Here is a 15627-nt window from a genome sequence, read left to right as displayed (position 1 = left end):
GGTCCTCACGGCGCGACCGGACCCGGACGCACGCGCCGAGCCCAGAACGCGCGAAGACATCTACGCCCTCGCCGCCGCCGCTCGCGCGCAGGGCTAGAACGAGCCGGTCGGCTAGATCGGGTACAGGAAGCGGTGACAGTGGCCGCAGGTCGCCACGGTCTTCGTCTCTTTGCGAATGCGCTGCGCCTGCTGTGACGGGAGCTTCACCGAGCACCCCTGACAGACACCACCTTCGAACGTGACCAGCGCGGGGCTTCCTCGCTTCCGAAGGCGATCGTAGTGCTGCAGAACCCGGCGACTCACGAGCGCGCGAATGTCCTCGAGACGACGCTTGAGCTCGGTCTTGCCCTTCTTCGCGCCCTCGAGCATGTCGCCGTAGAGTTCGAGTCGAGCGAGGAGGAAGAGCTCGGCTCCGGCAATCCCGTCGGCATCCAGCGACTCGATCCCGGCCTTCTTTCCCACGGCGGCCTTCTCTGCCGCGATCACCTCTCCGGCACCCTTGCCAAGGATGTCGAGCATCGTGGCGACGTCGTCGGCTTCGATGATCTCTTCTGCTCGCTCCGAGCCGTGGAGAGCACGGATGATACCCGATACGAAGTTCAAATAGACGCTCTGCTTGTTCGGCGGGTACAGCATCAGGAAGACCAGATGCACCTTCCCGTGATCGACGGCTCGGAAATCCACGCCCTTCTCGCTGACCGCCATGGCGCAGATGAGATCGTCCAGGCCTTGGACGCGCGCATGCGGCAGAGCGATCCCGTGCCCGAGGGCGGTCGATTCGAGCGACTCCCGGCTGACGACCTGTTCCAGGACGGACCCGCGCAGAGGCTTGTTCTTTCCCGAAAGCAGGGCTTCGCTCATCTCGCGAAGCACCTCGACCTTCGTGGTGGCCTTCAACTTCGGAAGAACTGCCCGCTTGGGCACGTGTTTCGTCAGATCCATTCCCGGTCCTCTCCCTCGGTGTTCTGCAAACGACGCCCGCTGGCCGCGGGCCCTCTGTTGGTTGTAACGGCCCGCGAGCGAGCCTGCACCACCGGCTCCTCGCGACCCCGAGCGCCCTCTTCGAAGTCGGTCGACGGGGCCGCTACGCGAGTGCCGCGCGGGCCGCGTCCACCGCCGCGCCGCGGGGGATTTTCGCGCCGAGCCCTGCCAGAACGGCGTCCAGGGACGAGACGAGCCGCAGAACCTTGTCCGCCCGAGAGGAGCTTCCCATGAGCCCGATCCGCCAGACCTTGCCCGCCAGCGCCCCCAGGCCGGCCCCGATCTCGATTCCGTGCTCATCGAGAAGGATCCGCCGAACGGCCGCGTCGTCGACTCCGTCCGGGATCGAGACCGCGTTCAGTTGCGGCAGCCGCTCCGCCTCGGGAACGACGAACGACAGCCCCATCGCCTCGAGCCCGGCCCGAAGACCAAGGTGGTTTCGCGCATGTCGCGCCCAGCTATTCTCGACACCCTCTTCGTCCAGGAGAACGAGCGCCTCGTGGAGTCCATAGAGTGGGTTGATCGGCGCCGTGTGGTGGTAGGCTCGCTTCGCGCCTTCATCCCAGTATCCGGCGAGAAGATTCAGATCCAAGAACCAGCTGTGCGGCTTGGTCTGTCGTTTTCGTGTCGCCTCGAGCGCTCGGGCTCCGAAGCTCACGGGGGAAAGCCCGGGCGTACAGGATAGACACTTTTGCGACCCGGAGTAGACCGCATCGATGCCCCACGCATCGACTTCGAGCGGAGAACCGGCGAGCGATGTCACCGCATCGACAATCGTCAAGCATTCTTTCTGTCGAGCGACTCGGCAGAGCGTCTCGGCGTCCGAGAGTGCCCCGGTCGAAGTTTCAGCGTGCACGAACGCGACCACCTTCGTGTCGGGATTCTGCGCAAGGGCCGCTTCGAGCTTCCCTGGGTCGACCGCGCGCCCCCACTCGTCTTCTACGATTGTGGCGACGCCACCCGCACGCTCCACATTCTCCACCATCCGCATCCCGAACACGCCGTTCACGCAGACGATCGCTCGATCGCCCGGCTCGATCAGGTTCGCAAAGCAGGCCTCCATCCCGGCCGACCCCGGCGCGGACAACGGAAGCGTCATCGGGTTCTCGGTGCGAAACGCGGAACGAAGGAGCGACTTCAAATCGTCCATCATCAGGATGAACGAAGGATCGAGATGACCGACCGTCGGACGCGCCATCGCGGCGAGTACACGCGGGTCGACGTCGGACGGCCCCGGTCCGAAGAGGGAGCGCTGCGGAGGATGAAAAGAACGACTCGGAGATGCCATGCCGCAGAGCATAACAACCAAAGGCAACTCGCAAACCGCCCTGCAAATGACCGCCTTTCGCGCATACCTCCGTTGACAGCCACGCGGTCGTACTTATCTCAAAGGGGCAGCAACGAGACCCCAAGAAACAGGAGGAACCCACGATGATGCGGACACAACGATACGGTTTCGCTCCTACCCGGAGCCCCCGGCGCGACTTCGCGCGCATTCAGAGCGAGATGGACCGCTTCCTTCACAGCGGTAATGATTCCTACACGCCCGGCTTCCCGCCGATGAACGTCTTCGCGAGCGACGAACAGGTCGTCGTGAGTGCGGAACTCCCCGGAGTTCCCGCCGACAAGGTCGACATCTCGGTTCTCGAAAGCACCCTCACAATTAAGGGCGCACGAAGCGCCGACCAGAAGGCTGAGGACGTCGTCACGCACCGACAGGAACGCGGCGCCGGCGAGTTCTCTCGCAGCATTCGCCTCCCCTTCCGCGTCGAGGCGAGCGACGTCGACGCCAAGTTCGAAAACGGCGTCCTCGAAGTCACCCTCCCGCGCGCCGAGGCCGATCGACCGAAGCGAATCGCGGTCCACACCGCGTAAGGGCAGCTTCACACAAAGAATTCAGAAGAACGGAGGAAACACGATGACCACCACACAACAGGAAGTTCCGTCGCGCGAAGCAGCCCCGGCGGCCGAGGCACCGAAACTGCAACGAACACGAGCCCCGCGAGTCGATGTCGCTGAGACGCCCGACGCCTTCTTCATCACAGCGGACGTTCCGGGCGTCGCCATGGATGCCATCGACGTGACGATCGAGGAGAACCGCCTCGAGTTCACAGCCGAACGGACGCCGGTCACGCACGAGGAGTTGCGCCCTGCGGTCCGGCAATACCGCGAAGGCGGCTACGCCCGCACGTTCGCGATTCCCGAGACCGTCGAGCGGGCGAACGTTCGCGCCGACCTGCGCGACGGCGTGCTGCGAATCACGCTACCCAAAGCGCAGCCGGTCCAGCCGCAGAAGGTCCAGGTTCAGGTCGGCTCGGCTTCGGCCTAGCTCGCTCCCAGGGCACTTGTCTCACTCCGGGTAGAACCGAATCCCTGGCGTTGGTGACGACCCGCCATCAACGCCAGGAGCGGCCCTACTCGCACCGCTGCGTCCGCCAAGGCCGCCTCCTCGCAGGCGGGTGACTGGCCGGTCGGCACAAGTGCGGAGGCCTGACGATTCGAGATTCCTGGGGGAGTCTTCGACCTCGTGCGCGTCGACGGCGCGATTGGGCTCGAAATGTGGCGGACCGACCTGGACGGGGGCCTCAACGTCTTCGACGAGATCAATTCCGTCGCACTCGACGGAGCCCTCGACGTGGTCGGGGCGGGCCGCAGCAGCACGACTCCCGCGGAGCTCGACGCTACGGTCTGGAAGCTCGACGGCACGACTGGAGCCGTGCTCTGGCCACGGGGATCGGCGGCGGAAAAAACGAGTTCGGCTCGGTGAGCGTCGACGGACTCAGGCACGTGATCGCGTCCTGACGGATCGAGACGCCACCGGGGCACGCCATACTGACCGCGAAATTCGACGGAGCAACGGGCGCCGGACTGTGGCACTACGTCAGCGAAATGACCGACGACTTCGCGTACACCTCGCGTTGGATTCGGCGGGCGACGTGCTTTTGGCGGGCGCGGCCGAGTACCGCATGCATGTGTCCACCTTCATCTCAGTGCGGCATCTTCGGAGGCACGGTTAAGAAGGATGTCGGCGCGGCCTACCGGCGGCCAAGGGTATCTTCAAAGCCAAGGCTTCGTCGAGCTTCGGAAGCTGCAGCGGAAGAAATCCGGCCTAGCTCGAACCGACCAACCGGAGAAGCTCGGCTTCGTCGATGATGGCGAGGTCGAGTTTCTGCGCCTTTTCGAGCTTCCCGCCCGCCGATTCGCCGGCGAGCACGTAGCTCGTCTTCTTGCTGACCGAGCTCGTCACCTTGCCGCCGGCCGCCTTGATGCGAACCGCGGCTTGCTCACGGCTCATGTTCGGAAGAGTTCCCGTAATGACGAAGGTCAGGCCCGCGAACGGCACGTCGCCCTGCGGATCGGTGCTCGACTTCTCTTCGGCGAGCCGCACGCCGGCCTTCCGGAGCTTCTCGACGACGGCACGGTTGTGCGGGCTCGCGAACCAATCCACGACGCTTTGGGCGAGAATCGGACCGATCCCGTCGACGGCTTCCAACGTTTCGACATCGGCGGCTGCGATCGCCTCGATCGAGGCGAAGTGATCGACGAGCGTCTCGGCGACGACCCCGCCGACCCCGCGGATGCCGAGCGCGGTCAGCCCGCGCGCGGCCGGCCGACCCTTCGCCGCCTCGAGAGCTGCGAGCAGGTTGTCGATGCGCTTGCGCTTGAAGCCCTCCATCCCCTCGAGCTGATCGACCCGTAGCGAGAAAATGTCGGCAACGTCACCGATGAGGCCCTGCCCCACGAAAATCTCCGCCTGCCTGATTCCGAAGCCTTCGATGTCCATCGCGCCTCGAGAGACGAAGTACTCGACGAGTCGCACGAGTTGCTCGGGACACGCGGAGTTGACGCAGTACGTGGCCGCCTCGCCTTCGAGCCGATGCGCCGGCTCGCCGCACACCGGACAATTCGTCGGCATGGCGAACGGCTTCTCATCACCGGTGCGTAGATCCGGGAGCGAGCGCAGTACCTGGGGAATCACCTCGCCCGCCCGCTTCACGACGACGCGGTCCCCGACCCGAATGTCGCGCTCTCGGATGTAGTCCTCGTTGTGGAGCGTCGCGTTGCGAACCGTGACACCGCCCACCTCGACCGGCTCGAGCTCAGCGAACGGCATCAGCACGCCAGTTCGCCCCACGTTCACCCCGATGCGGTCGAGCCGCGTGACGACTTCGGAGGACGGATACTTGTACGCAATTGCCCAGCGTGGCGCGTTGCCTACCGCACCGAGCCTCTCCTGGAGCCCGACGTCGTCGATCTTGATGACAAGACCATCGGTTTCGTAGGCGAGCGTCTCGCGCTCTTCGGCCCACGACTCGCACTGCGTAATCACTGCGTCGATCGACGTCCACCGGCGACTCTGCGGCGTCACGGCGAACCCCAGATCTCGGAGAGTCGCCAGTGCCGACCACTGCGCATCGAAGGAGAGCCCCTCGGCTTCGATGATCTGATAGGCCCACAGGCGTAGCGGCCGCTGTCCGGTGATCGTCGGGTCGAGCTGACGCAGAGAGCCCGCCGCGAAATTCCGGGGGTTGGCGTAGGTCTTCTCGCCCCGCACCTCCTGCTCGGCGTTGAAGCGCGTGAAGTCGTCGCGTGGAAGGTACACTTCGCCCCGCACGACCAGCCGCGCGGGCGGCTTCTTTCGTCCCGACGCCGGAATTCGAAGCGGCAGACTGCGCACGGTCCGGAGGTTCGCGGTCACGTCCTCGCCGATCCGACCATCGCCTCGCGTCGCACCCAGAACAAAGCGCCCGTCCTCATAGTGGAGGACTACCGTGAGGCCATCGATCTTCGGCTCGGTGATCCAGGCGAGCTTCGTTTCTGTCGGAAGCAAACGCAGGACCCGCTCGTTCCACGCGCTCATGTCGTCGGGCCCAAACGCGTTTCCAAGACTGAGCATCTGCGTGGGATGCTCGACCTTCGTGAACTTGCCCTGCGGGGCCCCCCCGACCCGCATCGTCGGACTGTCGTCGGAGGCGAGCTCGGGGTTCTTCTGCTCGAGCGCGACCAGCTCGTGCCAAAGGACATCGAATTCCGCGTCGCTCACAGTCGGGTCGTCCAGCACGTAGTAACGATGCTGATGCCCACGAATCACGCTGCGGAGGCGGTCGACGCGCGCCCTGTCGGTTTTGCTGGCCATTTCGGACGTCCGGGACGCCTACAACCGCCCGGGCCTCTTCGGGAGCACCCGGAGAGCTTCCTTTGCCTGGCGGCGCACGCCCTTGTCCTCACTTTTCGCAAGAGCGATCAGGCGAGACCGCGCTCGCCAACCCACACTGCCGAGCGCCTCGACGGCGGCGCGACGCACCCGCGGATCGGGATCCGCGAACGCAGTCTCGATCAGCGGCATCGACTTCGGACCGATCCGTCCGAGTGAGGCCAGCGCGTCTTCTCGCACGTTGTGGCTTGGAATGGTCAGCGCTACTTCGAACGCAAGAAACGAAGGAGCGCCCCGTTCGACGAGTGCATCGGCGGCGACCTCACGGACTCTTTGGTCACGACTGCTGACGGCGATAGCCAGCGCATCCATCGGGATAGGCTCGATCGCCGCGAGGCCCCGGGCCGCGTGATAACGAATCCCTTGCTGCTCGCTCGCGAGACGCTCCTGCAGACCAGGCACAGCCTCGCTGCCCAACGCGGCCAGAGCGTCTCGTGCGTTCGCCCGCTCATAGACGTCCCCGCGGTCGAACTGCACGAGCAAGGAGACGAGGGCCGTCGCTTCGGGCGCGGACCGAGGTCCCCCGTCACACGCGAACCCCGCGAAGACCACCCAGATAAGCACCCACCGAACCACAGCAGCAGAGATAGAACTCGCTCGGCCGCCTGGCAACAGGCTCCCCACTTGCGCTGGCGGCCCGATATGATGAACTAGCGGGAACGGGTTTTGCCGAAAGGCTCCGAATTTATGAGCTCTCCCCAAGGTCCAGCCGCACGCCGCACGCCGGCGCGTAAGGTCGCCACCGAAGTGTTTACGCACGCCGGCGTGGAACTCGAGCAGACAGCCGTCGGCTCGTTTCGTCTCGCGGACCCCGATCAATCCCGGCACGCCTTCGCGCAGTCCATTGCGCTGGGGCTCTCGAGCCAGCCCCGCCGCCTCAGCTGTCGGTACCTCTACGACGACCGCGGCTCGGACCTGTTCGACCAGATCACCGATCAGCCCGAGTACTATCTGACCAGCGCAGAGGCAGGCCTGCTCGCGCGTCACTCCGACGAGATCCGCGACCTGACCGGGACCGAGACCCTCGTGGAGCTCGGCTCGGGCACGTCGACGAAAACCCGGCACCTCCTCGACGCCTGGACGCGGCGAAACCGCGCGAGCTACGTCGCCGTCGACATCTGCCCCGGAATTGTCGCGCAGTCGTGCGAGGCCCTCGCCGAGGCCTATCTAAAGCTCGAGGTCCGCGGGATCGCCGGCTCGTACGAGCAGGCGATGCCACGCCTCGCTTCGTTCTCTCCGCTGACCGTCGCGTTCCTCGGCAGCACGATCGGCAACCTCGACGAACCAGAGCTGGGAGCGTTCTTGGACGAACTCGCCGCCGGGTTGTCCTCGGGGGATCACTTCCTGCTCGGGTTTGACCTCGTGAAAGACATCGCGGCGCTGGAAGCGGCCTACAACGATTCGGCCGGGGTCACCGCCAACTTCACGAAGAATCTCTTCGTCCGCATGAATCGTGAACTCGGCACGAAGCTCGACATCGATCAGATCGAGCACGTCGCCTACTACAACGAAGACCGCGAGCGGATCGACATCTTCGCCCGCTTCAACACCGAGACGGCGGTTCACCTCGAAGAACTGGGACGAACGTTCCGCATCGCCGCCGGCGAGATGATCCAGACCGAGATCAGTCGGAAGTTCCGGATCCCCGACATGAAAGAGCGACTCGGACGGCACGGATTCTCGTTCGTCCGCTCATTCACCGACGAAGAAGAACGATTCGGCCTCCTGCTCGTCCGGCGAAAGGCGCCGCCGAGCGCCGACGACGAGACGCGCCGCCGGGCCCGCGGGCAACTCGACGCCGAGAGGTCCCGCACGCGCGACCTCATCTACCCGCTCACCGAGGGAGAAGTCTCCCGGCAACACAGCCCTCTCATGAGCCCGATCGTCTGGGACCTCGCCCACATCGCGAACTTCGAGGAGCGATGGGTCGATCGCGCATGCACTGGTCAAACGGCCGATCCGGAAACCGACGCGCGCGACCACATGTTCGAGGCTACCGCCCACCCGCGCGCAACCCGCGGCGACCTCGACCTGCCCGACCGAACCGCCTCCTTGGACTACCTGGCGCGCGTGCGGCGACGGACCCGAGCCACGATCCGCGTCACCGATACGAACGGCACCGATCCTCTCCTCCGAGACGGCTTCGTCTTCGCGATGTTGGCTCAGCACGAGGCCCAGCACACGGAGACAATCCTCCAGACGACACAGCTCATACACGACCTCCACTACGAGCCCCACCTGCGACGCGAACCACCGGCGTCTCTCCGGCGCGGCGTGCCTGGCATGGCGACGATTCCCGCCGGCTCGTTCCTGATCGGCACGAATGACCGCAGCGCGGCCTACGACAACGAGCGCCCGCAGCACGAGGTCGATATCGAGAGGTTCAAGATCGATCTCGTGCCCGTGAGTAACGGAGATTTCGCCGAGTTCATCGACGACGGGGGCTACCGCCGTCGCGAGTTCTGGAGCGAAGCGGGCTGGAACGCCGCTCAGGAAATGCGCCTTGGGCATCCGACCCAGTGGCGACGGCGCGCGGACGGTGGCTGGGACGAACTCTCATTCGGCCGACTCGAGCCCCTCGACCACCGGCGGCCGGTGATCCACGTTTGCCACTACGAGGCCGACGCGTACGCCTGCTGGGCCGGCAAACGACTGCCGACCGAGTTCGAGTGGGAGAAGGCCGCCGCGTGCGACCTCGAACGCGGCGTCGCCCGACTCTACCCGTGGGGTGACACACCTCCGACGGACGCCCACGCGAATCTGGACCAGCGAAGCTTCGCTCCCGCCCAGAACGGCGCCTACCCGCTCGGACGAAGCTACTTCGGCTGCGAGCAGATGTTGGGATGCGTGTGGGAGTGGACCTCGAGCGACTTCGAGCCCTACCCCGGGTTCGAGGCGTTCCCGTACCCCGAGTATTCCGAGGTTCACTTCGGCCAGAGACACAAAGTGCTGCGGGGCGGCGGGTGGGCCACTCGTCCCATCGCGATCCGCAACACGTTCCGCAATTGGGACCTCCCGCAGCGACGCCAGATCTTCTCGGGCTTTCGCTGTGCCTCAGACGACTGAGAGCGGCCGCGCGGGAGCGCTGGCCAAGGCGCTCCGACGGATGCCGGTCCGCATCGAGAGCCTCGAAGTCGAAGTCGGCGCGATCGAGATCCCCTCCTATCCAGGCGAGCCGCGACCGACCTCCGCCGTGACCCTGCGCGGCAACGGCGAGGCAGGCCACGGGGAGCACGTCGGTTGGACCGCGCGCGCGCACGAAGAGTTCCGAGACCGCGCACGACTCGTTCCAACGGGTGGGCGAACGTCGGTCGGCGCGATCTCCAACGAACTGCCCCGCCTTCTACCCGACGCGTACGACCGCGCTGCCGTCGAAGCCGCCGTCATCGACCTCGCGCTCCGGCAAGCGAACCACAACCTCGGAAGCCTGATCGGCGCAGCCCCCCGGGACACGAGCTACGTCCTGTCGTTCACCCCGACCGGCGACCCCGTATCCGAACTCCGCCACCAACTCGCCGCGACCTCGGACATCCGCGCCAAGATCGATGTCGACCCCGCCTGGGCTCCGGACACGTTCGTTCGGCTGGCGGAGACCGACCGCGTCGCGGTTCTCGACTGGAAACGCACGGGCACGCCGGAGCAACACGCGCGTGCCCACCGAGCACTCCCCAAAGCACTCCTCGAGGATCCTGGCCCCGAACCGTGCTCCGGCACGTCCGAGATCGCGGCGCGCCGGAGCCTCGACGGTCCGTTCCTCAATGCGGCCGCCCTGACCGCGCTGCCTACTCCGTATGCCGCCAACGTGAAGCCGGCGCGGATGGGCGGGGTCCTCGAAGCGCTCGACGGCGTCGCGTTCTGCGCCCGAGCCGGTATCCGCGTCTACTTTGGCGGCATGTTCGAGTTGGCCGCCGGGCGCCGTCAACTTCTGGCGCTGGCGAGCCTGCTCTCTCCGGACGGCCCCAACGACATCGCTCCGATCGCTCGAACCCCCTCGGGCCTGCCCCGCCCGAGCCGCCTGGTGCCCCCAAAAGGCCCAGGGTTCGGGGAGAAGCCGGACTAAACGAGATTCGCCCGCACGCCGGTGGTCTGACTTTGGGAAAGCTGAGCCGGCGCCTCTGGAGGCCACACCAGTTCGCGGTCTTCGGCGCGTACGTCGCAACCGCAGTGGCAGGCTTCGCCCTCGAGGCAAGCAAAGTCGACGGCCTTCCGGTCTACCTCGCGCCGAGCGTGGGCGTGGTCGTGGTCGTGCTGCTCCAGTTCGGCATGCAGCTGTGGCCGACTCTCGTCCTCGCCGCGCTGACCGCAGGACTTCTCCGCGGAACCCGCCTCGACGTCCCCCTCCTCGACTCGTGCCTCATCGCCCTGCAAGCCACCCTCGCGTGTCACGCGCTTCGTTCGCGAGATTTCCGCCTCGACCTCTCTCGGCTCCGAGACGCGCGGACCTTCATCGGCGTCGCGTTCGCGATCGGCATCCTGATCTCGACGCCCAAGAAGCGCTCCGCGCCCAGAAGGCGACGCGCGCAAAGAGCGAGTTCCTCTCGGTAATGAACCACGAGCAGCGCGATCTCGGGAAGACGGTCGTCCGGGCCCAGTGGCGTCTAACGGCCTCCGGTCCCGGAATCTCGGAGGAGGACTGCCGCACCATCCTCGAAGCGTTCACGCAGACCGGCAGTGGTTCTGCGCGCGCCCACGGCGCAACCGGGCTCAGGCTCGCCATCTCCCGTCGCCCGGTCCAGCTGATGGGCGGAGAAATCGGCGTCACCGGCAAGCCCGGGACCGGTAGTACCTTCTGGCTTAGCGTCCCGCTATACACCGTCCCCGCGAGAACGTCGCCTGATCTCTTGGCGGCCGGCAGGCCGCAAGATAGACAGTACGGACCACCATGGGGCGCAAATTCGTCAGCGCGATCGTTCTCCTCGCGACCACCGCCTCATGCGGGGTCTCGCTGATGGAACGCCGCCAATTGCTCATGCTCTCGGATGATCGAGTAGACCAGCAGGAACTTGCGCTGTACGCGCAGTGCAAGCGCGACGTGCCGATCTCCAAGAGCGGCGGGGACCAGAAGTACGTGGGGTGCGGGACCGAAGCGCTCGCCACCGAGGTCGCAGACGGAGACATCCCAGACAGCTGGGAGGTGAACACCTTCAAAGACGACTCCCCCAACGCGTTTGCCATTCCCGGCGGGAAGATCGGCGTTCACACCTGCCTCCTCGACGTTGCGGACAACCAAGACCAACTCGCCGCGGGCCTCGGACACGAGGTCTCGCGCGTGCTCGCCCGCCACTCGAACGAGCGCATGTCCGCAAACCAAGCGACGGGGATGCTCATGGCCGGCACGCAGACCTCGGGGGCCGTACACCCCGACGTCATGAGTGCGTTCGGCGTGGGTGCCCAATACCGGTTGATTCTAGCTTACGGCCGAGCGCGCGAATCTGAGGCTGACTTCATGGGCCTCGATCTGATGGCGCAGGCCGGCTTCGATCCACGAGAAGCCGTCGTCTTCTGGAACAACATGGATGAAGCCGCTTCAGCGTCCGGCGGACAGGCTCCGCCCGACTTCCTGTCCACCCATCCCGGGTCCGCCACCCGCAATCACGATCTCAATGAGCGCATGCCCACCGCGATGCAACTGAACCAACAAGCGCGCGCCCAAGGAAAGAAGCTCCGCTGCACCCGGTGACACCGCTCCGGATTCCTAACCCATGAAGACGAAACCGCATGCGTAGCGCGCGCGTGGCATTGACCACCTTGGTCGCGATCCTCCTGTTCATAGGGACGGGGATGACGCTGTACCAGGTGTTCGTCCTCGGGCTTCCGCTCGAGCCCGGAACGAGCCAAGAGCTCTGGACCGTCGAGGCGCAGATCGGCTTTCGCGCGCGAGCAGGCCAACCGGTCCTCGCGCAGCTCCAGATCCCGGCCCTCCGCGGCGACCTCGTCGAGCTGAGCGAGAGCTTCGTCTCGCGCAACTACGGTGTCAGCGTGGAGGTCGCCGGACCGAACCGGAAGGTCCTCTGGTCCATCCGTCGCGCGAGCGGCGACCAGGCGCTCTATTACCGCGTCGCACTCGGCCCGCGGGTCGGCATCACGCCCGCATCGGCCAGCGCCCCGAGCACCGTCACGCCGCCGGAACTCGAAGGAGCCGAACAGGTCGCGGTGCAGACGCTTCTCGAGGTGATCCGAAGCCAATCGGCGAACATCCGCACGTTCACCGCCGAGACGATCCGGCGCCTGAACGACCGCGACGACGATAACGCACGGATCCTTGTCGGGCGGACATCGTCGCCCCTGGCGGTCGCTCGCGCGGCGGTCCTGGTTCTGAACTCCGCGCGAATCCCCGCCCACCTCGTACATGCTCTGCCGCTCCGAGAAGGAACGCGGATCGACCCTGAGGTTCTCGTCGCGAGCCACAACGGTGCGAAGTGGGCGTACTACGAGCCCATCACGGCGGGCCGATCGGACCCCAACGACGTTCTCGTCTGGTGGCAAGGCGATGAGCCGCTCCTCAGCGTCGAAGGGGGCAGCCAGCCGCACGTCTCGTTCAGCATCGCCGAGGAGTCCGCCCCGACCCTCGCGCTCGCCGATGAGGTCGGACACCGGCGGTCCTCCGGGTGGATCGAGTTTTCTCTTCTGAGCCTCCCTCTCCAAACCCAACAACTCTACCAAGTGCTCTTTGTCCTGCCCGTCGGCGTTGGGATCATCGTCCTTCTGCGCGTGTTCGTCGGGATCGAAACGTTCGGCACGTTCATGCCGGCACTCATCGCCCTCGCCTTCCGCGAAACGGAGCTTCTCTGGGGCATGCTGTTGTTCGGGCTTCTGCTCGTAATCGGCATGACGATTCGGGCAGCGCTCGATCAGCTGAAACTCCTGCTGGTCTCCCGCCTAGCCGTTATGTTGACGCTCGTCGTCCTGGCCATGGCCGGGATCAGCGTGGTCTCCCATCGGCTCGGAATCGAGCGAGGCCTGTCCGTCGCGCTGTTCCCGATGGTCATCATCGCCATGACCATCGAGCGGATGTCGATCACGTGGGAAGAGCGGGGAGGGCCGCGCGCCTTCCTCGTCGCACTCGGGAGTCTCTTTGCCGCGGCACTCGCCTACCTTGCGATGACCAACCCCACAGTGACCCACCTCGTCGTCACCTTCCCCGGAACTCTGTTGATTCTCGTCGCCCTCCTCCTGCTCGCGGGCTCCTATCGCGGCTACCGACTGATGGAGCTCACCCGCTTCCGCGCGTTCGGTGGGCGCGTCTGAGATGGCGTTGCTCAACCGACTCCGTGGCCTGCGCAAGGCGCATGTGCTCGGGATCAACCAACGCAATCGGGACCTAATCTTCCGGTACAACCCGCGAAAGCTGTTCCCCCTCGTCGACGACAAGCTCCGCACCAAGACCCTCGCGGCGAAACACGGCGTGCCGACACCTCCCTTGTACGGTGTCCTCGAGATCCAGCACGACGTGCGGAACCTTCCCAGCATCGTCGAGGATCACCCGGACTTCGCCATGAAGCCCGCGCACGGCGCCGGCGGCGATGGTATCCTCGTCATCACGAATCAGCGGAACAAGAAGTTCCGCAAGGCCAACGGGCTGTGGATCGGGTACGACGACGTCGCCTATCACGCGTCGAACATCGTGAGCGGCGCCTACAGCCTCGGCGGCGCGCGGGACTTCGCGATGATCGAGTACCGGGTCCTGTTCTCACCGCTCTTCGAGAAGATCAGCTACGAGGGCGTCCCGGACGTCCGGATCCTCGTAGTTCTCGGCTACCCGGTCATGGCAATGGTCCGACTCCCGACCCGCCAATCCGAAGGCCGCGGGAACCTGCACCAGGGAGCGATCGGCGTCGGCGTGGACCTCGCGAGTGGCGTCACGCTCGCCGGCGTCTGGGGCAACGAGACCATCGACGAGCACCCGGATACCGGCCACCGCGTCGCCGGACTCCAACTCCCCGAATGGGAGTCTTTCCTCGCGCTGGCCGCCCGCTGCTACGAGATGACCGGCCTCGGCTTCCTCGGCGTCGACATCGTGCTCGACCGCGACCGGGGCCCCCTCCTCCTCGAGTTGAACGCGCGCCCCGGGCTGAACATCCAAATCGCGAACGGCGCCGGTCTCACCGACCGATGCGAGCGCGTCGAAAAAGAGGCGGCGCGGGCGGGCCGCGACGCGAACGACCGCGTCCGTTTCAGTAAACAAGCGTTCGCAGCCACAGGCCCAGCAGTCCTGCCCCTAGAAGAACCGGCGTCGCGGTGATCCCGAACCGTGTGTAGACCAGCCACGACGGTGGCTCTTCCGCCGCGGTTCGACGAAGCACGTCAAGCCACAACAGTGTGGCAAGGCTGCCGATCGGCGTGAGACACGCCCCGACGTTCGTCCCGAGAAGGATTGCGAAAAGCTGCGACCCCGAAGCCTCCGGCGCCAGGAGCAAGTAGGTTGGCAGGTTGTTTGCGACATTCGAGCAGAGCGCGGCCACGAGCGCCGTGACGCTCAGACTCGACAGCGAGTCGTCCCGAAACGGCGCCAGCCAGTGTGCGATGTCGGGGCCGAGCCCATTGTCTCGCGCCGCCGCGACGACGAGATAGAGACCGACGAACATCACGACGAGAGGCCACGGTACCAAGCCCCTCGGGTGCGCGGCGCCCCGCCGCAGGATCGCCACCGTGACCAGCAGGAAGGCGGCCGCACCCAGTGCCGTCTCCTCGACCGACACCCCGAACCACGACGCGGCGAGGAAGGCCGGCAGCAACCCGGCGCAAACGCTCGCACACAGGCGAAACAGGGCCGGATCCGCAATCGGTGGAGCCTTGGGCACCGTGAAGGGCACGGCCAGCTCACTGCGGTAGCGAATCCGCAGAAACACGAACCCCGACAGCAGAACGGCGGTCGCCGGCAGGGCCGATTCCGACGCGAACGTCCCGATCGTCAGTCCTGCCTGCCGAGCGACGAGGAGGTTCGTGAGGTTCGACATCGGCAAGAGCAGGGAGCCGGCGTTCGCCACCAGAATCGTGGCGAACGCGTAGGGCCAGACCGAAAACCCGGCCGCGCGCGCGACCCCGACAGCTACCGGCGTGAGGAGGACTGCGGTCGCGTCGAGGGAGAGCACCGTCGTCGTGCCCACCGCAAGGAGATAGAAGAGACCGAACAACCGCGCCTGGCTCCCCCGCGCTCGTCGCGCGAGGGCGAACGCCAACGCTTCGAAGACGCCGGCTCGCTGCGCGAGCGTTGCAATCAACGTGACGGCGACGAGAAACCCGACGACCGACGCGACCTCCATCAGATGGCCCGCGGCCGACCGAATCGAGAGCAGGCCGCCGGCGAGAACCGCCGCCGCGCCGAGGGCGGCCCAGAAGCTCTCCCCCCGACCGAGCGGACGTAAGAGCAACCCGACCAACGTCACGACGAGGACGAGAAGGCTGGCCATCTCTCGGCTCACGCCGTCCTC

The 15627-nt window shown here is 66.0% G+C and carries 14 protein-coding genes; 9 read left to right on the top strand and 5 right to left on the bottom strand.

The window, feature by feature from the left end:
- Positions 1 to 111: 111 nt before the first annotated feature.
- Positions 112 to 942 carry a PTS sugar transporter subunit IIA gene (locus P8R42_21525; GenBank protein MDG2307180.1) on the bottom strand — a complete coding sequence of 277 codons (831 nt, stop codon included), beginning with the start codon at positions 940 to 942 and terminating at the stop codon, positions 112 to 114.
- A gap of 142 nt (positions 943 to 1084) precedes the next feature.
- A complete protein-coding gene (locus P8R42_21520; protein ID MDG2307179.1) occupies positions 1085 to 2269 on the bottom strand; it encodes an alanine--glyoxylate aminotransferase family protein in 1185 nt (394 codons plus the stop codon).
- 143 nt (positions 2270 to 2412) lie between these two features.
- Here P8R42_21520 and P8R42_21515 point away from each other — a divergent pair, with 143 nt between their 5' ends.
- From P8R42_21515 to P8R42_21505, 3 genes are all read left to right on the top strand, one after another.
- A complete protein-coding gene (locus tag P8R42_21515) occupies positions 2413 to 2856 on the top strand; it encodes an Hsp20/alpha crystallin family protein (GenBank protein ID MDG2307178.1) in 444 nt (147 codons plus the stop codon).
- Positions 2857 to 2899: 43 nt separating this feature from the next.
- The gene (locus P8R42_21510; GenBank protein MDG2307177.1) at positions 2900 to 3310 is read left to right on the top strand and encodes an Hsp20/alpha crystallin family protein; all 411 of its coding nucleotides are present in this window, start codon (positions 2900 to 2902) and stop codon (positions 3308 to 3310) included.
- Between the two features lie 198 nt (positions 3311 to 3508).
- Positions 3509 to 3748, top strand: a complete 240-nt coding sequence (locus P8R42_21505) for a hypothetical protein (protein ID MDG2307176.1) — start codon at positions 3509 to 3511, stop codon at positions 3746 to 3748.
- Positions 3749 to 4090: 342 nt separating this feature from the next.
- Here P8R42_21505 and ligA read toward each other — a convergent pair whose 3' ends face one another.
- Both ligA and P8R42_21495 read right to left on the bottom strand, forming a co-directional pair.
- Positions 4091 to 6118 carry an NAD-dependent DNA ligase LigA gene (gene ligA, locus P8R42_21500; protein ID MDG2307175.1) on the bottom strand — a complete coding sequence of 676 codons (2028 nt, stop codon included), beginning with the start codon at positions 6116 to 6118 and terminating at the stop codon, positions 4091 to 4093.
- A gap of 18 nt (positions 6119 to 6136) precedes the next feature.
- Positions 6137 to 6760 (bottom strand): HEAT repeat domain-containing protein, encoded by a 624-nt coding sequence (locus tag P8R42_21495; protein MDG2307174.1) that lies wholly within the window; start codon positions 6758 to 6760, stop codon positions 6137 to 6139.
- A gap of 123 nt (positions 6761 to 6883) precedes the next feature.
- On the opposite strand from P8R42_21495, the gene egtB reads away from it, so the two are divergent.
- The 6 genes from egtB (at position 6884) to P8R42_21465 (ending at position 14438) form a co-directional block, all read left to right on the top strand.
- A complete protein-coding gene (gene egtB / locus P8R42_21490; GenBank protein ID MDG2307173.1) occupies positions 6884 to 9262 on the top strand; it encodes an ergothioneine biosynthesis protein EgtB in 2379 nt (792 codons plus the stop codon).
- 40 nt (positions 9263 to 9302) lie between these two features.
- Positions 9303 to 10256 (top strand): hypothetical protein, encoded by a 954-nt coding sequence (locus P8R42_21485; protein ID MDG2307172.1) that lies wholly within the window; start codon positions 9303 to 9305, stop codon positions 10254 to 10256.
- Between the two features lie 32 nt (positions 10257 to 10288).
- On the top strand, positions 10289 to 10741 hold the full coding sequence (locus P8R42_21480; GenBank protein MDG2307171.1) for a hypothetical protein: 453 nt from the start codon (positions 10289 to 10291) through the stop codon (positions 10739 to 10741).
- A 337-nt stretch (positions 10742 to 11078) separates the two neighbouring features.
- A complete protein-coding gene (locus P8R42_21475; protein ID MDG2307170.1) occupies positions 11079 to 11876 on the top strand; it encodes a M48 family metallopeptidase in 798 nt (265 codons plus the stop codon).
- Between the two features lie 38 nt (positions 11877 to 11914).
- Positions 11915 to 13444 (top strand): UUP1 family membrane protein, encoded by a 1530-nt coding sequence (locus P8R42_21470; GenBank protein MDG2307169.1) that lies wholly within the window; start codon positions 11915 to 11917, stop codon positions 13442 to 13444.
- 1 nt (position 13445) lies between these two features.
- The gene (locus tag P8R42_21465; GenBank protein ID MDG2307168.1) at positions 13446 to 14438 is read left to right on the top strand and encodes an alpha-L-glutamate ligase-like protein; all 993 of its coding nucleotides are present in this window, start codon (positions 13446 to 13448) and stop codon (positions 14436 to 14438) included.
- Here the strand turns inward: P8R42_21465 and P8R42_21460 are convergent.
- Positions 14371 to 15618 carry an ArsB/NhaD family transporter gene (locus tag P8R42_21460; GenBank protein MDG2307167.1) on the bottom strand — a complete coding sequence of 416 codons (1248 nt, stop codon included), beginning with the start codon at positions 15616 to 15618 and terminating at the stop codon, positions 14371 to 14373. The two genes, P8R42_21465 and P8R42_21460, sit on opposite strands and share 68 nt — an antisense overlap.
- Positions 15619 to 15627 lie beyond the last annotated feature (9 nt).

This window comes from Candidatus Binatia bacterium (genome assembly GCA_029243485.1).
Classification (GTDB): Bacteria; Desulfobacterota; Binatia; order UBA12015; family UBA12015; genus VGTG01.
Note: the sequence above shows the minus strand (reverse complement) of the source record. Positions and strands in the feature narration are given on the sequence as shown.